Here is a 24,052-nt window from a genome sequence, read left to right on the forward strand (position 1 = left end):
AATGATCGAAATCAACGACATCTCCAAGTGGTATGGCCAGTTCGCGGTGCTCACGGATTGCAGCACCCATGTTCGCGAGGGTGAGGTGGTCGTGGTCTGCGGCCCTTCCGGCTCCGGCAAGTCCACGCTCATCAAGACGGTCAACGCACTGGAGCCCATTCAACGCGGCAGCATCAGGGTCAATGGCATCCAAGTCTCCGATCCCAAGACCGACCTACCGAAGCTGCGCTCCCGGGTCGGCATGGTGTTCCAGCACTTCGAGCTCTTTCCACATCTGAGCGTGATGGAGAACCTCGTACTGGCGCAAGTTCAGGTGCTCAAACGCTCGCGTGCAGAAGCGGTCGAACGCGGGCTGCGCATGCTCGATCGTGTGGGCTTGTCGACTCACAAGGACAAGTTCCCGGGGCAGCTCTCTGGTGGCCAGCAACAGCGCGTCGCGATCGCGCGGGCTCTGTCGATGGACCCGATCGTCATGCTGTTCGACGAGCCGACCTCGGCGCTCGACCCGGAGATGGTGGGCGAGGTGCTCGACGTCATGGTGAAGCTCGCACGCGAAGGCATGACGATGATGGTGGTGACCCACGAGATGGGGTTTGCTCGGCAGGTCAGCGATCGGGTGATCTTCATGGACCAAGGGCGCATCGTCGAGGACTGCTCGAGCGAAGAGTTCTTCGGGCGTCCCGAGAGCCGGGCACCGCGCGCGCAAGACTTCCTCTCCAAGATCCTCGCGCACTGAGGGTCGAAGAATCATTGAACCCATTTCCAGACAAGCCCAACCACCCCCCGAGGAATCACATGAAATCGATCAAGACATTGGTGCTCGCCAGCACCCTGGCGTACTCGGGCCTGGCCCTTGCACACGGCGATGAGGATCACAGCGCGTCGAGCGGACCGGTACGCAAGGAACAAAAGAGCTGGGGCATCGCGGGCGATGCGAGCGCGGCCAAGCGGACGCTGGAATTCAAGATGAGCGACAGCATGCGCTTCACACCTGATCGCATCCAAGTCAAGCAGGGTGAGACCGTCCGGCTGTCCATTCGCAATGAAGGACAGGTCATGCACGAGTTCGTGATCGGCACGAAGAAGGAGCTCGACGAACATGCCGCGCTCATGATGAAGTTCCCGGGCATGGAGCATTCCGAGCCCTACATGGCACATGTCGCTCCTGGCAAGACTGGCGAGATCGTCTGGACCTTCAACCGTGCGGGCGAGTTCGATTTCGCCTGTCTCATCGCGGGGCACTACCAAGCCGGCATGCTCGGCAAGGTCGAGGTCGCCACGACCTCAGGGTTCTGAGGGTATCCGCGGAGGACGCTTGGAGGACGTAGACGAAAAGCCTTGCCGCTGGAGCTCCTGGTCCGGCGCCCCCGCTGCTTCAACATTGCATCGCATCGTGAGGACGTAGCATTCGAGCACCTCGTCAGGTCATCCATGATTGCGGGCCGTGTGCCGAGGGGCGTAAGACCAGTCCCACCGCCCTTCCTGCCTGAGCTCCAGTGACTTCAAATCGAGGCTGTCGCAGTCCGGAAAAGAAGAGCCAGCTCATCGGCGCAGTTCCACTTCCAACTGGTGAGCTGCGTCGCGGGCACTCAGGTCACCCTGCAATCTCTTCCGCACCATTCGACCGCCCTTGCGCCCAGTTGCCCATCGGGCGATGTTTCCGGCTCCACCATGGAATGCATTGTGCCGAGGAATCGGGTTCTTGTTCGGGCACCTCCCGTTCTTCGATCCAATGAGTCCCATCCCCGAAGACCTCGTTGCCGGCTCGAACCATGATTTCGTAGTCTCGACGTAGGTACGGGGTCGCGAGCGTCCAATTCGCCGTCGTCTGGATTTCGTGTTTGAGATGACTGACCCGGTCCGTCCAGCAGAGTCAAATTTGCTTCACGAAGCCTCCCTTGCCGATGTGCGCCCGTAGGACCTCGCGAACGCGCTCCCAAAGTGTAGCCATCAGCGCGGTTGCCGATCGCCCGGAGGCTCTCCGCGCACGGGGTGCGCGTTCCGGCCGTCGCGACGATTCCAGAAATTTTCAGCCCCATATGACTGCATTGGATAGACGGTAGAACGTCTATCCCGTCCAACAAAGCCCAGCTCGGCCTCACCGCCGCGCTGGGCTTTGTGCCGTCTGGCCCCGCCTGGCGTGTTCTTTCTTCTCCAAGGGGTTCCTCGTTTTCTATCGCCCCCTACCTCATGGACCACGATTTCACATCCACCACTTTCGACGATGAAACTTTTCAACACCACGAGACATTCGCGACATCAGCGAATCTTGCCTGCCCGGCCTGCCAATCACCGCGAACCGTTCCACGCGACACCGGCAAGAAGGCCGGTGCCGCCATCGGCACTGTCGCTGGCGCGGCCGGAGGTATCTCCGGTGCGCTGTCTGGCGCCATCACGGGCGCCGAGATCGGCATGGCCATGGCCGCTGCCGCCGTGACAGCCACGACACCATTGGGCCTCGTGGCCGGCGCCATCCTCGGTGGCCTGAGCGGCGGAATCGCCGGCTGCGCCGTCGGTGCAGCACTCGGCGAGGCCGTCGACGACGCGATCCTGCGCAACCGTCGCTGCCTTGGCTGTGGCCACACCTTCTCCGTCTCGCGCCGCTGATTGCCCTTGCGCCGTTTCTTCTTCCCCACCCCTTTTCACTCAGGACTTCCCTTGGACCTCATCACCCCCGAGCTGCGCATCCTGCTGCTGGCCAACGGCCACACCGCGCGCGACACCCCGCACTTCGATCCCTGGCCCGTGCTCAAGTGGTTCAACCCGTGCGGCTCCGCTACCTGGCTGATCACCGAACTCGATCCCGACGACGAAGACCTGGCCTATGGCCTCGCGGACCTGGGCCTGGGCAGCCCCGAGACGGGCCAGGTGTCTGTGCGCGAACTGTCCTCCATCCGCCTGATGCGCGGCGCACTGGGCATCGAACGCGACCCGCACTGGCGCGCCGACAAACCCCTGAGCGCCTACCTGCGATTGGCTCGGTCTGCCGGCCGCATCGTCAGTTGAATCCGCCAATGACTCCCTCCTGCCGCACACCGGCAACTCCTCCGGAAGCCCGCCTCGTGCGGGCTTCGTCTTTTCCGCTCCCGCTTTCCTTCATCTCTCCATTTCCACAAGGACCATTCCCATGGCACACCTCCTCCAGCAAATGGCCTACGTCGGCCAAACCCCGTGGCACGAACTGGGCAACCAGTTGCCCCCGAAGCAACCCCTCGAAGTCTGGGCCCGGCAAGCCGGCATGGACTGGCGCATCTGCGAGACGCCAGTGCGCTACATGGCCGAGCAGGCCGGCGCGCTCGGCTCCATCATGACCTTCGAGGACCAGAAGGTGCTCTATCGCAGCGACACCAAGGCGCCCCTGTCGGTCGTCGGTGGTCGCTACCAGATCGTGCAGCCCCGTGAAGTGCTCGAGTTCTACCGTGACCTCACCGAGGTCTCCGGCTTCGAGCTGGAGACCGCCGGCGTTCTCAAGGCCGGCAAGAAGTTCTGGGCGCTCGCGCGCACCGGCAAAGAAACGGTGCTCAAGGGCAACGACAACGTCAAGGGCTACATCCTGCTTGCCACCTCCTGCGACGGCACCCTGGCCACCACCGCCACACCAACCACCGTGCGGGTCGTGTGCAACAACACGTTGTCGATCGCGCTCAATGGCGCCAGCAGTGCCGTGCGTGTGCCGCACAGCACGACGTTCGATCCACAGGCGGTCAAGCGGCAGCTCGGTATCGCCGTCTCGGGCTGGGACACCTTCATGTACCGCATGAAAACGCTGTCCGAACGCAAGGTCAAGAGCCACGAGTCGATGAACTACTTCCTGCGTGTGATGTGCCAGGCCGACGGCCACTCCGAAAGCCCCGCCCTCACCAACGAGCGGGCCCTCAAGAAGGTGCAGGAGCTCTACGAGGGCCGTGGCCGCGGCGCGGAGCTCAGCGCGGCCAAGGGCACGGCCTGGGGCCTGCTGTGCGCCGTGACCGAGTTCGTCGATCACGAGCGCCGCGCCCGCAGCCAGGAATACCGCCTGGATAGCGCGTGGTTCGGCCAAGGGGCGGGCCTCAAGCAACGGGCCCTCGACCATGCGCTGCAACTGGCGTCCTGAGCGGTCACGCCCCGAGATCGACTCGCACGTCCGTCACCACGGCATAAGCCCCGGCCCATTTCGGTGGACCGGGGCTTTGTGCTTTTGGGGTGCGCCAAGGACATGACTGACCAACCACGAAGAAAGGACACCGCGATGGCGGAACTTCAAGTGGCGGGCACCTCGCCCGCCAAACGCCGGCCAGCCCTAAAGCTGGTCAAGACACAGGCACTGAGCCGCGACCAATGGCTCGACATCCGCAAGGGCGGCATCGGCAGCTCCGACGCTGCAGCAGCCGTCGGTCTGTTGAGTTCCATGGAATCCTGACCCGCGATTTCCATCGAATATTGACCCACCCTCTTTGCGAGCCAGCCGGCTCACGGTGTGGATAAGTTCTTGGCTTTCTCCTTTTTAGGTTGGACTGCTTGAACGGGTTGAGCCGAGCTGTGCTTGAAGCGGAAGCTGTCGTTTCCGGTCTCCAGAATATGGCAGTGATGCGTGAGCCGGTCCAGCAACGCCGTCGTCATCTTCGCGTCGCCGAAGACGCTGGCCCACTCGCTGAAGCTCAAGTTGGTTGTGATCACCACGCTCGTGCGTTCGTAGAGTTTGGACAGCAGATGGAACAACAGCGCGCCACCTGATGCGCTGAACGGCAGGTAGCCCAGTTCATCGAGCACCACCATGTCCGCGTACATCAGTCGGTGCGCGATGTGGCCGGGATTGCCACTGGCCTTCTCTTGCTCGAGTGCGTTGACCAGTTCTACCGTCGAGAAGAAGCGCACCCGGCGGTGTTGGTGCTCGATGGCCTGCACGCCCAGCGCCGTGGCGATGTGGGTCTTGCCGGTGCCCGGACCGCCCACGAGCACCACGTTCTGCGCATCGTCCATGAACTCGCATCGGTGTAGCTGACGCACCAGCGCCTCGTTGACCTCGCTGTTGGCGAAGTCGAAGCCAGCGAGATCGCGATAGGCTGGGAAGCGAGCGAGCTTCAACTGGTAGGCCACCGAGCGTACCTCCCGCTCGGCTGTCTCTGCCTTTAGCAACTGCGAGAGCATCGGTTGGGCCGCCTCGAAGGCCGGCGATCCCTGCTCGGCCAGCTCCGCGACGGCCTGGGCCATGCCGTGCATCTTGAGTTCGCGCAGCATGATCACGATGGCGCCGCTGGCAGGGTCATGTCGCATGGCGCACCTCCTGGCTACTCGACTTGGAGTTCAGCGGCCCGCGCAGGCCGCCAGCAGCGCTGGCACGCCCCCGGAGCGTGTCGTAGCGCAGCACATCGGCCTTCGGCTCGTTCATCAGGCGCAGTGCCTGCGGTGCCGTGACAGGCGCCGGCGCAATGGGCTTGGCATCGAGCAGTCGGTGCAGCACATTCAGCACATGAGTCTTGCTGGCCACGCCGGCTTCCAGCGCCAGTTCGACCGCGGTCAGCACTGCCTGCTCGTCGTGGTGCAGCACCAGCGCCAGGATCTCCACCATCTCGCGGTCTCCGCCTGGCTGCTTCAGCAGCGCGGCCTGCAGCCGCCGGAAGCCCTGCGGCAGCTCGCTGAAGGGCGCTCCGTTCCTGAGCGCTCCTGGCTTGCGTTGCAGCACTGCCAGGTAGTGCCTCCAGTCGTAGACGGTCTGACCTGCGGTGTCGTGGCGACGGTCAATGATGCGCGTGTGCTCGCACACGATCTGGCCCTCGGCCGCCACGACGAGGCGTTCGGCGTACACGCGCAGGCTCACTGGCCGGTTCGCGTAGGAGGCCGGAACGCTGTAACGGTTGCGCTCGAAGTGCACCAGGCAGGTGGGCGAGACGCGCTTGGTGTGTTCCACGAAACCATCGAAGGGTCTGGGGATCTGCAACAGTAGTGGCCGTTCCTGCGCCCAGACATCGGCTACGGTCCCTGGCAGCTTGCCGTGGACGATCTCGCCCCACAGCGCCTTGCAGCGGTCCTCCAGCCAGTCGTTGAGCAGCGCCAGCGTGGCGAACGCCGGCACAGGTTGCCACAACCGGTGGCGCGCATCACGCACGTTCTTCTCGACCTGGCCCTTCTCCCAGCCCGAGGCCGGGTTGCAGAACTCGGCCTCGAACAGGTAGTGACTGACCATGGCGCTGAAGCGCGCGTTGATGTCGCGCTCCTTGCCGCGGCGTACCTTGTCCACGGCGGTCTTCATGTTGTCGTAGATGCCGCGCCGAGGCACGCCCCCGAGTACCTCGAAGGCCCGGTTGTGCGCATCGAACAGCATCTCGTGGGTCTGCAACAGGTAGGCGCGCACGATGAACGCACGGCTGTGGCTGAGCTTGAAGTGCGCCACCTGCAGCTTGGTGCGTTCACCAGCGATGACGGCCCAGTCCTCGCTCCAGTCGAACTGGAATGCCTCGCCGGGACCGAAGGCCAGAGGCACGAAGGTGCCGCGCCCGGTCGTCTGCTGGACCTCGTGGAGATGCGCATGCCACGCTCGTGCAAAGGCCGCCACGCGGTTGTAGGAGCCCTGGTAGCCCAGCGCCACCAGATCGGCGTGCATCTGCTTGAGCGTGCGCCGCTGCTTGCGTGACTTAGACGCCTCGCTCTTGAGCCAGCCGCCGAGCTTCTCGGCGAACGCGTCGAGCTTGCTCGGGCTGATGCGCTTCGCGTAGCTGGGCGCCGCCTCGCCCTCGCGAAGGTACTTGCGGATGGTGTTGCGAGACAAGCCCGTGCGCCGGGCTATCTCTCGGATGGACAGTTGCTCTCGCAGTGCCCAACGCCTGATGACACTCAGTGTCGCCACGTCAATCACTCCTGTGCTCCTGCTGCTAAAAGCAGCAGGTTAGGGTTATCACGTGGGTCAGATTTAGATGGAAATCACCGGGCCAAGTGGGTCACTTCTGGATGGAAATCAACAGTCGGGGTATTTTTCGGGGTATACGCCAAAATCGAACGTTAGAATAGCAAGGAGTTATGCGGCCTGGCGCCAAGAGTTCGGTTCCTGGCGGCGACCACATACCAGACCGGAAGCTCCCAAAAGCTTCCGGTTTTTCTTTTTCCCCACCCATGACGGAGTTGACTGATCTGGACGAGGCCAGCCTGGCAGCGCATGCCGCCGAATGGCGGCGGCGCGCGTTGCGCGGCGAGAAAAAGGCGCGCGGCATCGCACATGCCCTCGAAACCGAAATGCGGCGCCGCTCGGGCGACACCATCGCGCCGCAGAACACCGACGACCTCGACACCCGCCCGCTGGCGCTGCGCCAGCCGCCGCGGCCGTGGTGGAAGTTCTGGTGAGCCAGCGCTCAGGCCCCCGAAGCGCCGCTACGCCATCGTGAAATGCGAGGGCGGGCGCCCCAGCGTCTTGCGGAACATCGTCGAGAACGCGCCCGGGCTGTCGTAGCCCATATCCAGCGCCACCACCGTCACCGGCTCGCCCGCCGCGAGCCGTGACAGCGCCACCAGCACGCAGGCGCGCTGGCGCCACTTTCCGAAAGCCATGCCCGTCTCGAGGCTGAAGCGGCGGTTGAAGGTGCGTTCGCTGACGTTCAGCCGCGCGGCCCATGTCGACGGCGCCGCGTGGATGTCGGGCCGCCTGAGAAATTCCACGCAAAGCGCCGCCAGCGCCTTGTCGCGCGGCAGCGGCACGTGCAGCAGCGGCAAGGCCTCGGCGCGCGCCACCTCATGCAGCACGAGGCGCATCAGCACACCGTCGCGGCCTTGCCTGTCGTATTCGGCCGGCACTTCGATGGCTTCCATCAGCAGCTGGCGCAGCAGCGACGACACGTTCAGCACCTCGCACTGGTCGCCCTTGCGCGGCACGTCGCGCGGCTCGATGTAGAGGCTGCGCGTGCTCACCCCGAGCATGCGCACCCGGTGCGGCTTGCCGGCCGGAATCCACACGCCGCGTTGCGGCGGCACGACCCAGGCGCCATCGTCGGTGCCGACTTCCATCACGCCGGTGGCGCCGTACAGCAACTGCGCGCGCCGGTGGCTGTGCGTGTGCAGCATCGTGCCCGGCGGGTAGTCGGTGCCTATGGCCAGCACCGCGCGGGCGATGGCATCCACGGAGTCGAGCGGGACATTGCGCATGGCGTGGTGGCAGAAAAGAAGGTTGGCCGGAACGCAAACATTATTGGCCTACATGCGCAAGCGCGCCAAGCCGTGCCGACCTATCGTGACGGCCTTGTCCTCAATGCACAGGAGCGTTTCGTGTCGATCTATCTCATGCTTGCCGGCTTCGGTTGCCTGGCGGGCGTCACCACCGTGCTGTTCGGTTTTGGCGGCGGCTTCGTCGTCGTTCCCTTGCTCTACCGGGCGTTGATCGCGGAGTACGGCGCGGACAGCGCCACCGGCCAGTCCGCCATGCACATCGCCGTGGCCACTTCGACCTGCGTGATGATCGTCAGCGCCATGCTCGCCACGCGGCGGCACCAGCGCGCCGGCACGCTCGACTGGGCTCAGGTGCGCCCGCTGCTGCGGCCCATCGGCGCAGGTGCCGTGGTGGGAGCTGCAGCGGCTGTTGCGGCCGATGGCGAGTTCGTGCGCTGGGCCTTCATCGCGTACCTCGGTGCGACCATCCTCGATTGCGTGTTCCGCCCCGGTTTTATCGCGCACACCGCACCTGTCGTGGCGCGCCCGCTGTCGGGGAAAGTCGCGACCTTCGGCAGCTTCGTCATCGGGCTGATTGCCGCGTTCCTCGGCGTGGGCGGCAGCGTCATGACCGTGCCGCTGATGCGCCGCCGGGGCGCCGCAATGACGCATGCCACAGCCATGGCCAACCCGTTGTCGCTGCCTGTTGCGCTGGCCGGCACCGCGACCTACATGGGGCTCGCATGGAACTCGGCCTCGTCGCTGGAAGGGTGGCACATCGGCTACGTGGACGTGCTCGCGTTCGCCGCGCTGGTGGCGGGTTCGCTGGTTGGCGTGCGCGCGGCCGCGCCGCTGATCGGCCGCATTCCGGACCGCATCCACACCTGGGTCTACCTGGGCCTGCTGGTGGCGGTGCTGGCGGGCATGGTGCTGCGCTGAGCGTGCATGCCAAAGCGTGCCTGTCAGCGGAAGTCGCTGCTTCGTGCCAAAGGCTTGCGGCGGCCCGCCGAGCCATGACACCATGGCCGCATGCCATACCAACTCCATTACTGGCCCACCATCCAGGGCCGCGGTGAATTCGTGCGGCTCGCGCTCGAGGCGGCCGGTGCCGATTACGTCGACGTGGCGCGGCTGCCCGAGTCGAAAGGCGGTGGAGAGTCCGCGCTGGGCCGCCGCCTCGGCGATGCGGGCAACGCGCGCCCCGCGTTCGCGCCGCCGTTCCTTGTCGACGGCGACATCGTGGTCGGCCAGACCGCTGCGATCCTGCTGTACCTCGGGCCACGTCTGGGCCTGTCGGGCGTGGGCGAGTCCGACGGGCTGTGGACGCACCAGCTGCAGCTCACCATCGCCGACGCGGTGGCGGAGGCGCACGACACGCACCATCCCATATCGACCGGCGCCTACTACGAAGACCAGCGCGACGCCGCCATGCAGCGCGCCAAGGCCTTTCGCGAAGAGCGCATCCCGAAGTTCCTCAACTGGTTCGAACAGGTGCTGCAGCGCAACCCCTCAGGCAGCCTGCACCTGGTCGGCGACACGCTGACCTACGCAGACCTGTCGCTGTTCCAGCTGGTGGGTGGCCTTCGCTATGCGTTCCCCAAGGCCACGGCGCGCGCGCTGGATGCAACGCCGGCGGTCGAGAAACTGCATGGCAACGTCAAGCGCCGCCAGCGGGTGCACGACTACCTGCAGAGTCCACGGCGTATAGCGTTCAATGAAGACGGGATCTTCAGGCGGTATGCGGAGCTGGACGGCTAGCCAGCGCCGGGACCTTCAGGCCACGAGTGCCGCCGCATCCTTCCAAGACGGCAGCAGCACCAGCGCGGCGACTGTGACCGGCTTGCTCTGCGGGCCGAAGAGATACCGGTTCGGCACGATGCCCTCCAGATGGTGCAGCACGTCGGTGCGGTCGTCGATGAAGTGCGTGATACGAAGGTCGCGGCAGTGATCGGCCTTTTGCGGCCTCTGAAGGCAGAAGCGCAGATTGGCGGGCGCGATGCCGGTGCGTTCGAAAAAGCGGTGGTGCTGCAGCCATGCACGGCTCTTTGCCTGAACGCTGGGGCCGCACTTCGAGACCAGCCAGACGCGGCCTTCGAACCTTTCGACCAGCGGCGCGACGGCGTCGAACATGCCTTCGTACGGCGGCGTCTCCAGCGCGTCCTGCAACGAGCCACCGATGAACGAGGTGTCCGCGCCGCCGGCGCCTTCGGCGGCGATGAGCACGCGGCCGATGTCGATGCCGAGCCGGGGGAGATGAGTGGAGTCTTGCATTTCTGATTCCCTTTGTGTTTGAAGCAGGCGAATCGTAGAAATGAAGCCAATCATCAGGAACTACTGATATTGGATGTGCTATCCATAAAATGGATAGATGGATGTTCCTCGCACCAATCTCGACGCCCTTCAGTCTTTCGCAGTGTTCGCGGACACGCTGAACTTCAGCGAGTCGGCGCGCCTGCTTCACATCAGCCAGCCGGCCCTGCATGCGAAAGTGCGCAAATTGGCCGAACAGCTTGATGCAAGGCTGTACATGCGGATCGGTGGCGCGCTCGAGCTCACCAGCGCGGGTGAGCAGGTCGCACGGCATGCGCGGGAGCTGCTCGCTCTCAACCAACGCTTCGTGAAAGGCCTTGCCGCTGGGCGAGACCAGCCGGTCGTCACGCTGGCTGCGGGCGAGGGGGCTTATCTCTATCTGCTGGGCAAGGCTCTGTCGCAGTTCTCGGGGCCTGGCGCCTCGCCGCACCTGCAATTGCTCACGCGCAACCGGGACGAAGCGATCCAGGCCGTGCGGGCCGGACAGGCGCAACTAGGCATTGCGCCCCTGGGCGCCGCGCCTGAAGACCTGGCGGCGGTGCGCCTCACGGCCGTGGGCCAGGTGCTGGTCGTACCGCGCACGCATGCCCTGGCTTCACGCAAATCGGTGCGACTGCGGGACTTGAAAGACGCTCAACTGATCGTGCCACCGGAAGGGCGGCCGCACCGCGAGATGCTGGGCCGGCTGCTTCAGGCGGAGTCGGTGCCGTGGCAGCCGTCGCTCGAAGCCAATGGCTGGGAACTGATGCTGCGTTTCGCTCAGCTGGGTTTCGGGCTTGCCGTGGTCAACGCCTGCTGCCGAATTCCCAAGGGGCTGGTGGCGATTCCGTTGCAGGGTTATCCACCGCTCGAATATCACATGTTCCACGGTGCCGATCGCCCTCCGACACCGCACGCACAGCGGCTCATGGACGCGCTTCTGACGCATCGAGATCACTGGAAGGCCGCGCCATGACGCCCGAGAGCGCCAGCAAGTTCATCGCCTACGTGCTGCGTCACGCGCCGGAATCGGTCGGCCTGCGGCTCGATGCGGAAGGTTGGGCCTACATCGATGCGCTGGTGGCGGGCGCCGTAGCCGGAGGGCGCGACCTCGCGCGGGCGGACGTCGTGCAGGCGGTCGACTCGGGCACGAAGAAGCGCTATGAGCTGTCCGCCGATGGGCGCCGCATCCGCGCCCTGCAAGGCCATTCGACGCAGCAAGTCAGCCGCGGCTTCGAAGCGTTGGCACCGCCAGCATTGCTTTTTCACGGCACGGCCACGCGTTTTCTCGACGCGATCCGCGCGCGGGGGCTCTTGCCGGGCGCCCGGCAGCATGTGCATCTGTCGGCTGACGAAGCCACCGCGGTGCAAGTCGGGCGCCGGCATGGCAAGGCTCATGTGCTCGTGGTCGACGCAGGCCGCATGCATGCGCTGGGGCACTCCTTTCATTGCGCCGAGAACGGTGTCTGGCTGACCGCAGCCGTGCCGCCGGAGTTTCTGTCGGGCTAGGCGTCTTCCGCGCCATTGCGAATGCGCAGCGCCAATTCATACAAGGTATTGCGCGGTGCACCACTGATTTCCGCGGCCAGCTTCACCGCCGTCTTCACCGGCAGTTCCGCCAGCAACAGCCGCAGGACCCGCTCGCCCTCGGCACCGCCGTCGCCGCTTACCGCCACCGGGTGCAGCACCAGCGCGAACTCGCCGCGCGTGCGGTCGCGGTCGGCGCCGAACCAGTCGGGCAGGGCGCTGGCCGCAACGGTCGCGATTTCCTCGAACTGCTTGGTCAGCTCGCGGCCCACGGTGATGCGGCGTTCGCCCAGCGTCGCGAGCGCGCGCGCCAGGCTTTCGATGCGGTGCGGCGCCTCCAGCAGCACGACGGCACGAGGCTCCTGCGACAGCGCCTGAACGGCGGTGTCGCGTTCGCCGGCCTTGCTCGGCAGGAAGCCGGCGAATACGAAGGCGCTGCTGGCATTGCCGTCGCCGCCGTCGGCCACCAGGCCCGCCGCGCCGACCAGCGTGGTCACGCTGCTGGCGCCGGGCAAAGGCAGCACGCGTTGGCCGGCCGCGCGCACCGCGGCGGCCAGCCGGGCGCCGGGGTCGCTCACGCCGGGCGTGCCGGCATCGCTGACATAGGCGATGCGCTCGCCCTGCGCGAGCCTAGCGACCACGGCCTGCGCGGCCTCGGCCTCGTTGTGCTGGTGCACCGCGAGCAGCCGCGCGCCGGGCCGGTCGATGCCGTAGGCGCGCAGCAGGCTCTGGGTGTGGCGCGTGTCCTCGCAGGCGATCGCGTCGACCAGCTGCAGCACATGCAGCGCGCGCAAGGTGATGTCGGCCAGGTTGCCGATCGGCGTGGCGACCACGTAGAGGGTGCCTTGCGGATAATGCTGCGCACCCGCGGCGTCGTGCGCGGCCGCGAGGGCGGCGCCGAAAGAAGCAGGGGCGAGTGAAGCCAAGAGGTTTCTCCGTCAGATCGAACAAGAAGATTGCAGGCAGGGAGCCATGAAGACCGACACCACAACGAAGCATCGCGGCGATGCGGCGGAAGACGCCGCGCTCGAACATCTGCAGGACGCCGGCCTGGTGCTGGTCGCGCGCAATTATCGGACGCCCGGGCGCGGCGGCGGCGAGATCGACCTGATCATGCGCGATCCGCGCGACCACACGCTGGTCTTCGTCGAGGTCCGCCAGCGCAGCACCGGCACGCACGGCGGCGCGGGCGGCAGCATCACGGGCCTGAAGCAACGGCGCATCGTGTTCGCGGCGCGGCACTACCTGAACCAGCTGCGCACGCTGCCGCCGTGCCGCTTCGACGTGGTGCTGGTCGAGGAGAAAATCACCTGGTTGCAGGCGGCCTTCGATGCCGGCTGATGCCTTCTTCGCGGGAACTGAAGCCCTCTTGAAGGCTCCACAACTCACACGTCTTGTTTCACAGCCCCCAGTTATCATCCCGCCTCATGCTCGAGCAACGGATTCAGCAGCACTTCATCGATAGTGCCGACCTCAAATACCAGACCGGACCGGTCCTCAGCAAACCCATCTCTCAGGCAATGCAGGCCATCCTGGCCTGCGTGACCAGCGGCGGCAAGGTGCTCGCCTGCGGTGCCGGCGTGTCGGGGCTGCTGGCGGCCCAGTTCGCCGCGCAGTTCGTGGGCCGCTTCGAACGCGAGCGGCCCGAGCTCGGCGCCATCGCGCTGCCCGGCGACACCACCGACCCCAATGCCGACAGCGCCAACGCCATCGACGCCGACCGCTTCGCCCGCCAGGTGCGCGCGCTCGGCCAGGCCGGCGACGTGCTGCTCGCGCTGAGCGCCAGCGGCCAATCGGCGGCGGTGCTCGCGGCCGTGACGGCCGCGCACGAACGCGACATGACCGTGGTCGCGCTGCTGGGCAACGCCGCCTCGGGCGCGCCTTCGGCGCCGGGTGCCGGCAGCAGCGGCACCGGCGGCGCCATCGGCCGCGCGCTGCGCGAAACCGACGTCCAGATCAGCGTGCCGCACGAGCGTGCGGCACGCATCCACGAAGTCCACCTGCTCGCGCTGCATTGCCTGTGCGACGGCGTGGATGCCCAGTTACTCGGAGAACAGGAAGTTTCCCCATGAACCTCGCAACCATGAAAACGACACCGGCCCGACGTTTCGCCATCGCGCTCACCCTGGGGGGCGCGCTGGTCGCGGGCCTTTCCGCCTGTGTGCCGCTGGTGGTGGGCGGCGCCGCGGTAGTGGGCGTGGGCATGGTGGCGACCGACCGCCGCAGCTCGGGCGCGCAACTCGACGACCAGGGCATCGAGCTTCGCGCCGCCGCACGGGTACGCGACATCGCCAACGACCAGATGTACGTGAGCGTCACGAGCTACAACCGCCAGGTGCTGCTGACCGGCGCCGTTGGCAGCGACGCCGACCGCCGACGCGTCGAGGACGAGGTGAGCCGCGTCGTCAACGTGCGCTCGGTGGTCAACGAGCTGACCGTGGGCAGCTCGAGCACCTTCCAGGACCGCTCGAACGACCTGTACATCACCGGCAAGGTGAAGGCCTCGCTGCTCGACGCCAAGGACATCTTCGCCAACTCGTTCAAGGTGGTGACGGAGCGCGGCGTGGTCTACCTGATGGGCATCGCCACCCGCCGCGAAACCGACCGCGCCACTGAAATCACGCGTGGCGTGACGGGTGTTGTGAAGGTGGTGCGCGTGGTCGAGGTCGTCTCCGAGGCCGACCTGGCCGCCAGCCAGGCGGCGAACCAGGCCGCGGCGCAACGCGGTGGCCAGGGCCCCGCGCCGGTGACGTCGGCTACGCCGTCGGCGCCGGCGTCTTCTTCATCGTCGCGCGTGCCGCTGCCGCCGATGGAGCCGCTGCCCGCCAGCGGCGCGACGACCTCACCGATTCGCTGAAGAAAAGCGCTGAATTGAAAAAGCCCGCTCAGCGGGCTTTTCTTATTTGAGGCGGGTGATGAGGCTCGAGGTGTCCCAGCGCCGCCCGCCGGCCTGCTGCACGTCGGCGTAGAACTGGTCGACCAGCGCCGTCACCGGCACGCGCGCGCCGTTGCGCTTGGCCTCGTCGAGCACCAGGCCCAGGTCCTTGCGCATCCAGTCGACCGCGAAGCCGTAGTCGAACTTGCCCTCGATCATGGTCTTGCCGCGGTTTTCCATCTGCCAGCTCTGGGCCGCGCCCTTGCTGATGACGCCCAGCACGGCTTCCATGTCAAGCCCGGCGCGCTGGCCGAAGGCAATGGCTTCCGACAGGCCCTGCACCAGCCCCGCGATGGCGATCTGGTTCACCATCTTCGCGAGCTGGCCGGCGCCGCTCTCGCCCAGCAGCGTGACCGCGCGCGAGAAAGCCATCGCCACCGGCCTGATGCGCTCGAACACGGCCGCGTCGCCGCCGCACATGACGGTGAGCGCGCCGTTCTGCGCGCCGGCCTGGCCGCCCGAGACGGGCGCGTCGATGAAGTGCAGGCCCAGCGCCTGCGCCGCCTTCGCCAGCTCGCGCGCCACGTCGGCCGAGGCGGTCGTGTGGTCGACGAAGGCCGCGCCCTTCTTCATGCCGGCGAAGGCGCCGTCGTCGCCCAGCACCACCGAGCGCAGGTCGTCGTCGTTGCCGACGCAGCAGAACACGATGTCGGCGCCTGCGGCGGCCTCGCGCGGGGTCGGGGCGTGGCGGCCGGGCGCGCCGAATTCGGCGGCCCAGGCCTGGGCCTTGGCTGGCGTGCGGTTGTAGACCGTGACGCTGTGGCCGGCCTTGGCCAGGTGGCCGGCCATGGGGCCGCCCATGACGCCGAGGCCCAGGAAGGCGACGGTCTGCGCGGGGACGGATTCGTAGGTGCGGGTGTTGATGCTGCTCATGGGACGACAGCTTAAAGCCATTCCGCGACCGGTGCGACGGCCCAAACCTGTACGTGAACGTACAGGTTTAAGTAGAATGGTGCCATCATGACCACGCCGAACTCCGCCAGGACCATCACCGTGCGCGATGCCGCGGCCCGGCTCGAGGTCACGCCGCGCACGCTCAAGTACTACGAAGAGCTGGGCATCGTGGTGCCGGAGCGCAGCGAAGGCGGCTACCGCCTCTACGAGCAGGCCGACCTCGACAAGCTCGCACGCGTGCTGCGCATGCGTTCGCTGGGCTTCTCGCTCACGGCCATCACCACGATGCTGCAGCAGCCGATGGAAGCGCCGGCCGAAGGCGGCCGCCCGCGACTGTCGAACGCATCGCTCAAGACCCTGCGCGAAACCCTGACCGGGCAGCTCTCGACGCTGGATGCGCGCGTGGCCCAGGTGCGCCGCGAGCTCAAGGAGGCCGCATCGCTGCAGGCGCAGCTGCGGCGCGACCTCGACTACGTGGAGCGCCGCCTCGCCGGCGAGCCGGTGGAAGAGGCGCTGGAGCAACGCCGCAAGGAGCGGCCGGCGCCATGAGCTCCCCGGCCCTGGCGTGGCCTTCGCGCGGCAATGCCGCGGTCGCGCTGCTGCCCTGGGCCATCGGCCTCGTCACGGCCATCGACTACTTCGACAACGCGCTGTTCGCGTTCTTCGCGAGCTACATCGCCGGCGGCGTCAATGCCTCGCCCGACGAACTGGTGTGGGCCTCCAGCGCCTATGCGCTAGGCGCGGTGCTCGGCATCCTGCACCAGCATGCGTGGGTCGAGCGGCTGGGTTACCGGCGCTACCTCGCGGTCTGCATGTTCGCTTTTGCGCTGGGTGGCGTGGGCGCCGCGCTCTGCGACAGCTCGATGCAACTCACGGCCGCGCGCGCAGTGCAGGGCTACTTCGTCGGGCCGATGCTCGGCGCCTGCCGCATCCTGATCCAGATCGGCATTGCGCCCGCGCGCCGGGCCCAGGCGCTGAAGGCCTTCATGGTGCTCATCGTGTTCGGCGGCGCGCTGGCGCCCATTGCCGGCGCCTTTCTCGTCACCAACTTCGACTGGCGCTGGCTGTTCGCCAGCACCGCGCCGGCCGCCGCGTTGATCGGCGTGCTGGTGCTCTGGACGCTGCCCGACATCGGCGACGTCGCGCCGCACGAACGCACCGAGCCGCATTACATCGCCTACGTGGTGTTCGCGCTCGCGCAGGCCGCGCTGCAGGTGGTGCTCACGCGCTCGCACTTCGAGTTGTTCACCGGCTCGCCCGCGCTGATCGGGCTGACGCTCGCCGGCGTCGCGGGGCTCGCATGGTTCGGATGGCAGCAGTGGCGGCACCCGGCGCCACTGGTGCGTCTGCACGCGCTGCGCAACGCGTCGTTCCGCGTGGGGCTCGCGCTCTACGTCGTCTATTACTACCTCTCCACGGCCTTCAGCTACCTGCTGCCGCGCCTGATGGAAGGCGGGCTCGGCTTTACCGTGGGCAACACCGGCTACTTCACCGGCGCCGCCTCGCTCGCCACCGGGCTGCTGGTGTTCGTCTACCTGCGCTACTCGGCGCGGCTGACGCGCAAGAAGTGGCTCATCGTCGCGGGTTTCGGCATCGCGGCGCTGGCGGCGTGGTGGCTGTCGCGGGTCACGCCGCAGGCAGGGCGCGAGGCCCTGCTGGCCCCGCTGCTGCTGCGCGGCCTGCTGATGCTTTTCGTGGTGCTGCCCGTTGCCAACCTCACCTTCAGGCCTTTCGCGGCGGAGGAGTTCGCGCACGGCTACCGGCTCAAGAACCTCGTGCGCCAGCTGGCGATTTCATTCGCGACGTCGAGCGTGATCGCGCTGCAGCAGCACCGCCTGGCGCTGCACGAAGTGCGCCTGAGCGAGTCGGCCAACCCCGCGAACGCCAGCTTCATGCAGGCGCTGGAGTCGCTGACCCACGGCTTCGCCGCGGCCGGCCATGCGGCGGGCGAGGCCCATGCAATGGCGCTGGGCACGCTCTGGCGCACGCTCGAACAGCAGGCCACCTTCATGGCCTCGCTCGACGGCTTCACCGCGATGGCTGTGATTGCGCTGGCGGCGGGCTTGTTCGCCGCGTGGCAGAAGACGATCGACTAGACGATCGCGAAATGCTCGGTGCCTGCGGCCAGGTCGGTGCTGCGCGCGCGCTGGCTGTTGAGCTTGATCTGCAGCCGCAGGTCATTGGCCGAATCGGCGTTGCGGATCGCGTCCTCGAAGGTGATCGAGTGGCTCTCGAACAGGTCGAACAGCGCCTGGTCAAAGGTCTGCATGCCCAGGTTGCGGCTCTTCTTCATGATCTCCTTGATCTCGCCCACCTCGCCCTTGAAGATCAGGTCGGAAATCAGCGGCGTGTTCAGCAGCACCTCGACGGCCGCGACGCGGCCCAGGCCGTCCTCGGTAGGCACCAGCCGCTGCGAGATCAGCGAGCGCAGGTTCAGCGACAGGTCCATCAGCAATTGCGCGCGGCGCTCTTCGGGGAAGAAGTTGATGATGCGGTCCAGCGCCTGGTTGGCGCTGTTGGCGTGCAGCGTTGCCATGCACAGGTGGCCGGTCTCGGCGAAGGCCACCGCGTGTTCCATGGTCTCGCGGTCACGGATTTCGCCCATCAGGATCACGTCGGGCGCCTGGCGAAGCGTGTTCTTCAGCGCGGCTTCCCAGCTGTCGGTGTCGATGCCCACTTCGCGCTGCGTCACAACGCAGTTCTTGTGCGGGTGCACGAATTCCACCGGGTCTTCCACCGTCACGATGTGGCCGTACGAGTTCTCGTTGCGCCAGTCGATCATCGCGGCCAGCGTGGTCGACTTGCCCGAGCCCGTGGCACCCACCAGGATGCACAGGCCGCGCTTGCTCATCGTCACTTCCTTCAGCACCTGCGGCATGCCCAGGCCGTCGATGGTCGGCAGCTTGGCGGGAATGGTCCGCAGCACCATGCCGACCTTGCCCTGCTGCACGAACGCGTTCACGCGGAAGCGGCCGATGCCGGTGGGCGAGATCGCGAAGTTGCACTCCTTGGTGCGCTCGAATTCCGCCGTCTGGCGGTCGTTCATGATCGAGCGCGTGAGCGCCAGCGTGTGCTGCGCCCCCAGCGCCTGCTGCGACACCTTGGTCACCTTGCCGTCGACCTTGATGGCCGGCGGGAAGTCGGCGGTGATGAACAGGTCGCTGCCGGCGCGGCTCACCATGAGCTTGAGCAGGTCGTTGATGAACTGGCTGGCTTGATCGCGTTCCATGAGAGCGCTCCTTGATCTGTTTAGATTGAACTCGCTGGCGGCCGACCGCCGGGCCGCCCCAAGGCGGCCGCGCCTCCCCGCTGGGGGGTGGAGTTGCACGCAGCGCAGCGAAGTGAAAAGCCGGGGGGCCTCATGACTAGCCGGGGAAGTTTTCGGGGATCTTCGCCTTGCCACGGGCTTCCGCAGCCGAGATGGTATTGCGGCGCACCAGATCCGTCAGGTTCTGGTCGAGCGTCTGCATGCCCTGGCCCTGTCCGGTCTGGATGGTGGAATACATCTGCGCCACCTTGGCCTCGCGGATCAGGTTGCGGATGGCCGGCGTGCCCAGCATGATCTCGTGCGCCGCCACGCGGCCCTGGCCGTCCTTGGTCTTGCACAGCGTCTGCGAGATCACCGCCTGCAGCGACTCCGACAGCATGGCGCGGATCATTTCCTTTTCCTCGCCCGGGAACACGTCGATGATCCGGTCGATGGTCTTGGCGGCCGACGAGGTGTGCAGCGTGCCGAACACCAGGTGGCCCGTTTCGGCCGCGGTCATGGCCAGGCGAATGGTTTCCAGGTCGCGCAGCTCGCCCACCAGGATGGCGTCCGGGTCTTCGCGCAGTGCGGAGCGCAGCGCGTTCGAGAACGACAGCGTCATCGGTCCCACTTCGCGCTGGTTGATCAGGCACTTCTTCGACTCGTGCACGAACTCGATCGGGTCTTCCACCGTGAGGATGTGGCCGTACTCGTTTTCGTTGAGGTAGTTGACCATGGCTGCCAGCGTGGTCGACTTGCCCGAACCGGTGGGGCCTGTCACCAGCACCAGCCCGCGCGGCTTGAGCGCGAGTTCGCCGAAAATCTTGGGCGCGTTCAGCTGCTCCAGCGTCAGGATCTTCGAGGGAATGGTCCGGAACACCGCAGCCGCGCCGCGCGCCTGGTTGAAGGCGTTCACGCGGAAGCGCGCAAGGCCGTCGATCTCGAACGAGAAGTCGACCTCCAGGAACTCTTCGTAGTGCTTGCGGTGCGTGTCGCTCATGATGTCGTACACCATGGCATGCACGCCCTTGTGGTCGAGCGCGTCGACGTTGATGCGGCGCACGTCGCCGTTCACGCGGATCATGGGCGGCAGGCCCGCGGAAAGATGCAGGTCGGAGGCTTTGTTCTTGACGCTGAATGCCAGCAGTTGGGTGATGTCCACGGGGCTCCTCGAATCGAGTTCGGTGACGTTTTGATACGATTTTGGACGATTATGACGATGATTGGCGACGACCTCCAGCAAGTAAACAACCGGATCGCGCAGGCGTGTGTAACGGCCGGCCGCGACCCGGCCGGGGTGCGGTTGCTGGCGGTGTCCAAGACCTTCGGGGCGGAGGCCGTGCGCGAGGCGCATGCGGCGGGCCAGTCGGCCTTCGGCGAGAACTACGTGCAGGAAGGGCTGGACAAGATCGAGGCATTGGCCGACTTGCGCGCCCACCTCGAATGGCACTGCATCGGCCCCCTGCAGAGCAACAAGACACGGCCCGTGGCGGAGCATTTCGACTGGGTCCACAGCATCGACCGGCTCAAGATTGCCGAGCGCCTGTCGGCCCAGCGGCCGGCGCACCTGCCGCCGCTGAATGTATGCCTTCAGGTTAATGTGGACGGCGGCGCCAACAAGTCCGGCGTGACGCCCGACGAGGCACTGCCGCTGGCGCAGGCTGTGGCGGCCTTGCCACAGCTGCGGCTGCGCGGGCTCATGGCGATCCCCGAGCCGGCGCCCGACTTCGCCGCGCAGCGCGAGTTGTTCCTGCGGGCACATGCGCTCTTCGAATCGATCCGCAACGCGGGCATCGAACTCGACACGCTCTCTCTGGGCATGAGCGCGGACCTCGAAGCTGCCATCAGCGCCGGCAGCACGATGGTGCGCGTGGGCACGGCCATCTTCGGTGGCCGGGCGCGCAAGCCCGCCGACCCGGCCTGAAAGCTCAGATCCCGAGCGGCAGCCGCGCGCTGCTTTTCACTTCTTCCATCACCGCGTAGGTCCGCGTCTCGCGCACGCCGGGCAACTGCCACAGCACGGTGCCCGCGAACTCGCGGTAGGCGGCCATGTCGGCCATGCGGGTCTTGAGCAGGTAGTCGAAGCCGCCCGCGACCATGTGGCATTCCATGATCTCGTCGCGCACCTGCACGGCGGCCTTGAACTGGTCGAACACGTTGGGCGTGGTGCGGTCGAGCAGCACCTCGACGAACACGGTGAAGCCGCGCCCCAGCTTTTGCGGATCGAGCCGCGCCTCGTAGCCCTGGATGAAGCCGTCGCGCGTCAGGCGCTGCACCCGCGCCAGCACCGCAGTGGGGGACAGCGCCACCGCCTCGGCCAGCTTGAGGTTGGTGATGCGGCCGTCCTCCTGAAGAATCTTCAGCAGGCGCAGATCGATGCGGTCGAGGTCGAGCATCGGAGGATTATCCGGCTCGCACCTGTATTTCGTGAAGAAAGTGCGGCCTGTGCGAGCCGGCTATAGGAGATAGAACCAAGGAAATGCCTCGGCCTACCCATTGCCTACCCTTGCCCTGAGGGTGTGGGCATTTTTGTCGCCGGTCAGCGCAGCGTGGTGCCCGGTTGTGCCTGGGCCTGCGCCGCCGCCTTGCGGTTGCTGTAGTCGGCGGCGGCCTGGCGGTAACCCGGTTGCGCGGCATCGGCGCCGGCTTCGCTGTTCTGCTTGGCCGCGAGTCCCGACTGCAGCCACAGCTGCGTGTCGGCCGCAACGGCGGCGCGCGTGTTCGTCGACACCATGGCCGGCGCCTGCGCGATGGCGTCGGTGTAGCCCTGCGTCGGCGCGGCCTTCAGCCATTGCTGTGCGTCGGCGGTCACCGCGGCGCGGGTGGTGGACGAAGCCATCGGCACCGGGCGCGGATCGCCTTCTGCGTAGTTGCCGGCAAGGCTGGGCGCGGCGGCTGCGCCGAGCAGGGCCGCGACAGCGGTGGTGGCCAGCAGGCGGGCGGTGGACGATGGCTTCTTCATGCGTAACTCCTTGAGGTGGTTGCTTGTGTGTTGATCAGTGAGGCCAACTCTACGAAGCGCATCCGCCGGATCGATAACCCGTCGATGACGGTTTTGTCATCTGCGCAGCGCCCTCGCGCGAGGCGCCCTAACGTCTCTTGCATAACCGCCAGCGCGGCGCGCATAAGCCATGGCGCAACGCGCGGCGGAGGTCTATCGTTGCGGGCACCCGTTCAACCAAGGGATCTCTCATGAGCGAAAAACTCTCCTTCGTCAGCCCGACCGCCAACAGCCCGTGGGGCACCTATCTTTCGCAGGTCGACCGTGTCGTGCCGTACCTCGGCCCGCTGGCCCGCTGGGTCGAAACCTTGAAGCGCCCCAAGCGCGCGCTGATCGTCGACGTGCCTATCGAGATGGATGACGGCACCATCGCCCACTTCGAGGGCTACCGCGTGCAGCACAACATGAGCCGCGGCCCGGGCAAGGGCGGCGTGCGCTTCCACCCCGACGTCACGCTCGAGGAAGTGATGGCGCTGTCGGCCTGGATGACCATCAAGACCGCGGCCGTCAACCTGCCGTACGGCGGCGCCAAGGGCGGCATCCGCGTCGACCCCAAGAAGCTGTCGCTGCAGGAGCTGGAGAAGGTCACGCGCCGCTACACCAGCGAGATCGGCATCATCATCGGCCCGCACACCGACATCCCCGCGCCCGACGTCAACACCAACGCGCAGATCATGGCGTGGATGATGGACACCTACTCGATGAACGTCGGCGGCACGGCCACCGGCGTCGTCACCGGCAAGCCGCTGCACCTGGGCGGCTCGCTCGGCCGCGTGAAGGCCACGGGCCGCGGCGTGTTCGTCACCGGCCGCGAAGCGGCGCGGCGCCTGGGCATGGACCTGCGCGGTGCGCGCATCGCGGTGCAGGGCTTCGGCAACGTGGGCTCCGTCGCTGCCGAACTCTTCGCCGAAGCAGGCGCCAAGATCGTCGCGGTGCAGGACCACACCGGCACCATCGTCAACAGCAACGGCCTCGACCTGGCCAAGCTGATTCCCGTGGCCAACAAGGAAGGCGTGGTCGCCTTCAAGGCCGGCGGCGACATCGTGCCGAACGAAGACTTCTGGAATGTCGCCTGCGACATCCTGATCCCGGCCGCCCTCGAAGGCCAGATCACCGCCGAGCGCGCGCAGAAGACCACCGCCAAGCTGGTGCTCGAAGGCGCCAACGGCCCCACGGTGCCGACCGCCGACGACATCCTCGCCGAGCGCGGCGTGCTGGTGGTGCCCGACGTGATCTGCAACGCCGGCGGCGTGACCGTGAGCTACTTCGAATGGGTGCAGGACTTCTCGTCCTTCTTCTGGGACGAGGACGAGATCAACGTGCGCCTCGACCGCATCATGATGAACGCGCTCAACCAGATCTGGGACACGGCGGACAAGCACAAGATCACGCTGCGCACCGCGACGTACGCAGTGGCCTGCGAGCGCATCCTGATGGCGCGCCAGGAACGCGGCCTGTATCCCTGATCTCCCTGATCGCAGGGCGCCGTTCCTTGTATCCTGCGGACCCATGAGCGGTCCGCCAATTCACCTCGATCCCGCGTTCGTCGCGTCGCCCGATGCCCTTCTCGAATGGCTCCGGTCCGCGGTGACGTGGGACGAGCGCATGCGCGCACGCCAGACCGCCAGCTTCGGCGTGCCGTACGACTATTCGCAGATCGCCTACGAGGCCGTGCCGATCCCCGCCCAGCTCGAAGCGCTGTGCGACCGGATCGAAGCCGCGCTCGGCTTTCGTCCCAACAACTGCCTGCTCAACCGCTATGCCGACGGCGCGTCGTCGATGGGATTCCATTCGGACGCTCTAGACGCGCTGGCGCCCGGCACGGGCGTGGCCATCGTGTCCGTCGGCGCCACGCGGTCGATCGCGTATCGCAGCAAGTCCGACAGCAGCGCCCGCTTCGACTACCCGCTGCCGCACGGATCGATGCTCTACATGTCGGCGGCCGTACAGCAGGACTGGCTGCACGCGATTCCCAAGGCCGATGGCGCGGGGGAGCGCATCAGCCTGACGTTCCGCGAGATTCTGAAATAGCGCCGCGGGACGCTACGCT

28 protein-coding genes and 1 pseudogene are annotated in these 24,052 nt (G+C 66.6%); 19 read left to right on the forward strand and 10 right to left on the reverse strand.

Translation table 11 applies throughout. The features are described 5' to 3' along the window. Position 1: 1 nt before the first annotated feature. From ACWV14_RS04010 to ACWV14_RS04035, 6 genes and pseudogenes are all read left to right on the forward strand, one after another. Positions 2 to 736, forward strand: coding sequence for an amino acid ABC transporter ATP-binding protein (locus tag ACWV14_RS04010; protein WP_454906562.1), 735 nt, complete (start codon positions 2 to 4; stop codon positions 734 to 736). A 59-nt stretch (positions 737 to 795) separates the two neighbouring features. Next, positions 796 to 1,296 (forward strand): cupredoxin domain-containing protein, encoded by a 501-nt coding sequence (locus ACWV14_RS04015; protein WP_454906560.1) that lies wholly within the window; start codon positions 796 to 798, stop codon positions 1,294 to 1,296. Positions 1,297 to 2,190: 894 nt separating this feature from the next. After that, positions 2,191 to 2,607, forward strand: coding sequence for a hypothetical protein (locus tag ACWV14_RS04020; RefSeq protein ID WP_454906558.1), 417 nt, complete (start codon positions 2,191 to 2,193; stop codon positions 2,605 to 2,607). 51 nt (positions 2,608 to 2,658) lie between these two features. After that, positions 2,659 to 3,006 carry a DUF2958 domain-containing protein gene (locus ACWV14_RS04025; RefSeq protein WP_454906556.1) on the forward strand — a complete coding sequence of 116 codons (348 nt, stop codon included), beginning with the start codon at positions 2,659 to 2,661 and terminating at the stop codon, positions 3,004 to 3,006. 121 nt (positions 3,007 to 3,127) lie between these two features. Then, positions 3,128 to 4,093, forward strand: coding sequence for a DUF932 domain-containing protein (locus ACWV14_RS04030; RefSeq protein WP_454906555.1), 966 nt, complete (start codon positions 3,128 to 3,130; stop codon positions 4,091 to 4,093). Positions 4,094 to 4,228: 135 nt separating this feature from the next. Continuing rightward, positions 4,229 to 4,378 (forward strand): annotated as a pseudogene (locus ACWV14_RS04035) (endonuclease); the annotation flags it as partial. Between the two features lie 71 nt (positions 4,379 to 4,449). On the opposite strand, the gene istB reads toward ACWV14_RS04035, so the two are convergent. Further along, complete coding sequence (gene istB, locus ACWV14_RS04040) at positions 4,450 to 5,253, reverse strand: IS21-like element helper ATPase IstB (protein ID WP_454901618.1); 804 nt, start codon at positions 5,251 to 5,253, stop codon at positions 4,450 to 4,452. Further along, positions 5,243 to 6,832, reverse strand: a complete 1,590-nt coding sequence (gene istA, locus ACWV14_RS04045; protein WP_454901620.1) for an IS21 family transposase — start codon at positions 6,830 to 6,832, stop codon at positions 5,243 to 5,245. The genes istB and istA overlap by 11 nt, the downstream gene beginning before the upstream one ends. 254 nt (positions 6,833 to 7,086) lie before the next feature. Here istA and ACWV14_RS04050 point away from each other — a divergent pair, with 254 nt between their 5' ends. Further along, a complete protein-coding gene (locus tag ACWV14_RS04050) occupies positions 7,087 to 7,314 on the forward strand; it encodes a hypothetical protein (RefSeq protein WP_454906553.1) in 228 nt (75 codons plus the stop codon). Between the two features lie 27 nt (positions 7,315 to 7,341). Here ACWV14_RS04050 and ACWV14_RS04055 read toward each other — a convergent pair whose 3' ends face one another. Next, positions 7,342 to 8,109, reverse strand: a complete 768-nt coding sequence (locus ACWV14_RS04055) for an AraC family transcriptional regulator (protein ID WP_454906551.1) — start codon at positions 8,107 to 8,109, stop codon at positions 7,342 to 7,344. 135 nt (positions 8,110 to 8,244) lie between these two features. Between ACWV14_RS04055 and ACWV14_RS04060 the strand changes: the two genes are divergently transcribed. Next, on the forward strand, positions 8,245 to 9,048 hold the full coding sequence (locus ACWV14_RS04060) for a sulfite exporter TauE/SafE family protein (protein ID WP_454907828.1): 804 nt from the start codon (positions 8,245 to 8,247) through the stop codon (positions 9,046 to 9,048). 90 nt (positions 9,049 to 9,138) lie between these two features. Beyond that, positions 9,139 to 9,867, forward strand: coding sequence for a glutathione S-transferase (locus tag ACWV14_RS04065; protein ID WP_454906549.1), 729 nt, complete (start codon positions 9,139 to 9,141; stop codon positions 9,865 to 9,867). 15 nt (positions 9,868 to 9,882) lie between these two features. On the opposite strand, the gene ACWV14_RS04070 is transcribed toward ACWV14_RS04065, so the two are convergent. After that, positions 9,883 to 10,380: a hypothetical protein gene (locus tag ACWV14_RS04070; protein ID WP_454906547.1), complete on the reverse strand. Its 498-nt coding sequence runs from the start codon at positions 10,378 to 10,380 to the stop codon at positions 9,883 to 9,885. Positions 10,381 to 10,477: 97 nt separating this feature from the next. Between ACWV14_RS04070 and ACWV14_RS04075 the strand changes: the two genes are divergently transcribed. Continuing rightward, positions 10,478 to 11,374, forward strand: coding sequence for a LysR family transcriptional regulator (locus ACWV14_RS04075; RefSeq protein WP_454906545.1), 897 nt, complete (start codon positions 10,478 to 10,480; stop codon positions 11,372 to 11,374). Next, positions 11,371 to 11,907 (forward strand): RNA 2'-phosphotransferase, encoded by a 537-nt coding sequence (locus ACWV14_RS04080; RefSeq protein WP_454906543.1) that lies wholly within the window; start codon positions 11,371 to 11,373, stop codon positions 11,905 to 11,907. Before ACWV14_RS04075 ends, ACWV14_RS04080 begins: the two co-directional genes overlap by 4 nt. Here the strand turns inward: ACWV14_RS04080 and rsmI are convergent. Further along, positions 11,904 to 12,851 carry a 16S rRNA (cytidine(1402)-2'-O)-methyltransferase gene (rsmI, locus tag ACWV14_RS04085; RefSeq protein WP_454906541.1) on the reverse strand — a complete coding sequence of 316 codons (948 nt, stop codon included), beginning with the start codon at positions 12,849 to 12,851 and terminating at the stop codon, positions 11,904 to 11,906. The two genes, ACWV14_RS04080 and rsmI, sit on opposite strands and share 4 nt — an antisense overlap. A 46-nt stretch (positions 12,852 to 12,897) precedes the next feature. Between rsmI and ACWV14_RS04090 the strand changes: the two genes are divergently transcribed. The 3 genes from ACWV14_RS04090 (at position 12,898) to ACWV14_RS04100 (ending at position 14,782) form a co-directional block, all read left to right on the forward strand. Beyond that, positions 12,898 to 13,266, forward strand: coding sequence for a YraN family protein (locus ACWV14_RS04090; protein ID WP_422084768.1), 369 nt, complete (start codon positions 12,898 to 12,900; stop codon positions 13,264 to 13,266). An 86-nt stretch (positions 13,267 to 13,352) separates the two neighbouring features. After that, complete coding sequence (locus ACWV14_RS04095; protein ID WP_081266048.1) at positions 13,353 to 13,997, forward strand: SIS domain-containing protein; 645 nt, start codon at positions 13,353 to 13,355, stop codon at positions 13,995 to 13,997. Next, a complete protein-coding gene (locus ACWV14_RS04100) occupies positions 13,994 to 14,782 on the forward strand; it encodes a BON domain-containing protein (protein ID WP_454906539.1) in 789 nt (262 codons plus the stop codon). Before ACWV14_RS04095 ends, ACWV14_RS04100 begins: the two co-directional genes overlap by 4 nt. Positions 14,783 to 14,824: 42 nt before the next feature. Here the strand turns inward: ACWV14_RS04100 and ACWV14_RS04105 are convergent, their stop codons facing one another. After that, the gene (locus ACWV14_RS04105) at positions 14,825 to 15,733 is read right to left on the reverse strand and encodes an NAD(P)-dependent oxidoreductase (RefSeq protein WP_454906537.1); all 909 of its coding nucleotides are present in this window, start codon (positions 15,731 to 15,733) and stop codon (positions 14,825 to 14,827) included. 87 nt (positions 15,734 to 15,820) lie between these two features. Between ACWV14_RS04105 and ACWV14_RS04110 the strand changes: the two genes are divergently transcribed. Together ACWV14_RS04110 and ACWV14_RS04115 are read left to right on the forward strand one after the other, a co-directional pair. Continuing rightward, entirely contained in the window at positions 15,821 to 16,303 is a 483-nt protein-coding gene (locus ACWV14_RS04110) for a MerR family transcriptional regulator (RefSeq protein WP_422084771.1), read from the forward strand. After that, positions 16,300 to 17,850, forward strand: a complete 1,551-nt coding sequence (locus ACWV14_RS04115) for an MFS transporter (RefSeq protein ID WP_454906535.1) — start codon at positions 16,300 to 16,302, stop codon at positions 17,848 to 17,850. The genes ACWV14_RS04110 and ACWV14_RS04115 overlap by 4 nt, the downstream gene beginning before the upstream one ends. Here ACWV14_RS04115 and ACWV14_RS04120 read toward each other — a convergent pair. Together ACWV14_RS04120 and ACWV14_RS04125 are read right to left on the reverse strand one after the other, a co-directional pair. Next, a complete protein-coding gene (locus ACWV14_RS04120) occupies positions 17,847 to 18,983 on the reverse strand; it encodes a PilT/PilU family type 4a pilus ATPase (protein WP_454906533.1) in 1,137 nt (378 codons plus the stop codon). The genes ACWV14_RS04115 and ACWV14_RS04120 overlap by 4 nt on opposite strands. A gap of 136 nt (positions 18,984 to 19,119) precedes the next feature. After that, on the reverse strand, positions 19,120 to 20,163 hold the full coding sequence (locus ACWV14_RS04125; protein ID WP_081266042.1) for a type IV pilus twitching motility protein PilT: 1,044 nt from the start codon (positions 20,161 to 20,163) through the stop codon (positions 19,120 to 19,122). Between the two features lie 51 nt (positions 20,164 to 20,214). On the opposite strand from ACWV14_RS04125, the gene ACWV14_RS04130 reads away from it, so the two are divergent. Further along, positions 20,215 to 20,925: a YggS family pyridoxal phosphate-dependent enzyme gene (locus ACWV14_RS04130; protein WP_454906531.1), complete on the forward strand. Its 711-nt coding sequence runs from the start codon at positions 20,215 to 20,217 to the stop codon at positions 20,923 to 20,925. 4 nt (positions 20,926 to 20,929) lie between these two features. Here ACWV14_RS04130 and ACWV14_RS04135 read toward each other — a convergent pair whose 3' ends face one another. Both ACWV14_RS04135 and ACWV14_RS04140 read right to left on the reverse strand, forming a co-directional pair. Beyond that, positions 20,930 to 21,397: an Lrp/AsnC ligand binding domain-containing protein gene (locus ACWV14_RS04135; RefSeq protein ID WP_081266040.1), complete on the reverse strand. Its 468-nt coding sequence runs from the start codon at positions 21,395 to 21,397 to the stop codon at positions 20,930 to 20,932. Between the two features lie 143 nt (positions 21,398 to 21,540). Further along, the gene (locus ACWV14_RS04140) at positions 21,541 to 21,963 is read right to left on the reverse strand and encodes a hypothetical protein (RefSeq protein WP_454906529.1); all 423 of its coding nucleotides are present in this window, start codon (positions 21,961 to 21,963) and stop codon (positions 21,541 to 21,543) included. A gap of 230 nt (positions 21,964 to 22,193) precedes the next feature. Between ACWV14_RS04140 and ACWV14_RS04145 the strand changes: the two genes are divergently transcribed. Then, positions 22,194 to 23,468, forward strand: coding sequence for a Glu/Leu/Phe/Val family dehydrogenase (locus ACWV14_RS04145; protein WP_409194383.1), 1,275 nt, complete (start codon positions 22,194 to 22,196; stop codon positions 23,466 to 23,468). 43 nt (positions 23,469 to 23,511) lie between these two features. Then, positions 23,512 to 24,033 carry an alpha-ketoglutarate-dependent dioxygenase AlkB family protein gene (locus tag ACWV14_RS04150; RefSeq protein ID WP_454906527.1) on the forward strand — a complete coding sequence of 174 codons (522 nt, stop codon included), beginning with the start codon at positions 23,512 to 23,514 and terminating at the stop codon, positions 24,031 to 24,033. The last annotated feature ends 19 nt before the right edge of the window (positions 24,034 to 24,052 follow it).

It is taken from the genome of Variovorax durovernensis (genome assembly GCF_977011995.1).

Coding starts and splice junctions, on each gene's coding strand:
- ACWV14_RS04100 (WP_454906539.1), top strand. CDS start 13,994: ATGAACCTCGCAACCATGAAAACGACACCGGCCCGACGTTTCGCCATC.
- ACWV14_RS04050 (WP_454906553.1), top strand. CDS start 7,087: ATGACGGAGTTGACTGATCTGGACGAGGCCAGCCTGGCAGCGCATGCC.
- ACWV14_RS04140 (WP_454906529.1), bottom strand. CDS start 21,963: ATGAAGAAGCCATCGTCCACCGCCCGCCTGCTGGCCACCACCGCTGTC.
- ACWV14_RS04055 (WP_454906551.1), bottom strand. CDS start 8,109: ATGCGCAATGTCCCGCTCGACTCCGTGGATGCCATCGCCCGCGCGGTG.
- ACWV14_RS04015 (WP_454906560.1), top strand. CDS start 796: ATGAAATCGATCAAGACATTGGTGCTCGCCAGCACCCTGGCGTACTCG.
- ACWV14_RS04110 (WP_422084771.1), top strand. CDS start 15,821: ATGACCACGCCGAACTCCGCCAGGACCATCACCGTGCGCGATGCCGCG.
- ACWV14_RS04080 (WP_454906543.1), top strand. CDS start 11,371: ATGACGCCCGAGAGCGCCAGCAAGTTCATCGCCTACGTGCTGCGTCAC.
- ACWV14_RS04135 (WP_081266040.1), bottom strand. CDS start 21,397: ATGCTCGACCTCGACCGCATCGATCTGCGCCTGCTGAAGATTCTTCAG.
- ACWV14_RS04060 (WP_454907828.1), top strand. CDS start 8,245: ATGCTTGCCGGCTTCGGTTGCCTGGCGGGCGTCACCACCGTGCTGTTC.
- ACWV14_RS04095 (WP_081266048.1), top strand. CDS start 13,353: ATGCTCGAGCAACGGATTCAGCAGCACTTCATCGATAGTGCCGACCTC.
- istB (WP_454901618.1), bottom strand. CDS start 5,253: ATGCGACATGACCCTGCCAGCGGCGCCATCGTGATCATGCTGCGCGAA.
- ACWV14_RS04030 (WP_454906555.1), top strand. CDS start 3,128: ATGGCACACCTCCTCCAGCAAATGGCCTACGTCGGCCAAACCCCGTGG.
- ACWV14_RS04130 (WP_454906531.1), top strand. CDS start 20,215: ATGACGATGATTGGCGACGACCTCCAGCAAGTAAACAACCGGATCGCG.
- ACWV14_RS04065 (WP_454906549.1), top strand. CDS start 9,139: ATGCCATACCAACTCCATTACTGGCCCACCATCCAGGGCCGCGGTGAA.
- ACWV14_RS04090 (WP_422084768.1), top strand. CDS start 12,898: ATGAAGACCGACACCACAACGAAGCATCGCGGCGATGCGGCGGAAGAC.
- ACWV14_RS04115 (WP_454906535.1), top strand. CDS start 16,300: ATGAGCTCCCCGGCCCTGGCGTGGCCTTCGCGCGGCAATGCCGCGGTC.
- ACWV14_RS04075 (WP_454906545.1), top strand. CDS start 10,478: ATGGATGTTCCTCGCACCAATCTCGACGCCCTTCAGTCTTTCGCAGTG.
- ACWV14_RS04020 (WP_454906558.1), top strand. CDS start 2,191: ATGGACCACGATTTCACATCCACCACTTTCGACGATGAAACTTTTCAA.
- ACWV14_RS04010 (WP_454906562.1), top strand. CDS start 2: ATGATCGAAATCAACGACATCTCCAAGTGGTATGGCCAGTTCGCGGTG.
- ACWV14_RS04070 (WP_454906547.1), bottom strand. CDS start 10,380: ATGCAAGACTCCACTCATCTCCCCCGGCTCGGCATCGACATCGGCCGC.
- ACWV14_RS04150 (WP_454906527.1), top strand. CDS start 23,512: ATGAGCGGTCCGCCAATTCACCTCGATCCCGCGTTCGTCGCGTCGCCC.
- ACWV14_RS04145 (WP_409194383.1), top strand. CDS start 22,194: ATGAGCGAAAAACTCTCCTTCGTCAGCCCGACCGCCAACAGCCCGTGG.
- ACWV14_RS04120 (WP_454906533.1), bottom strand. CDS start 18,983: ATGGAACGCGATCAAGCCAGCCAGTTCATCAACGACCTGCTCAAGCTC.
- ACWV14_RS04105 (WP_454906537.1), bottom strand. CDS start 15,733: ATGAGCAGCATCAACACCCGCACCTACGAATCCGTCCCCGCGCAGACC.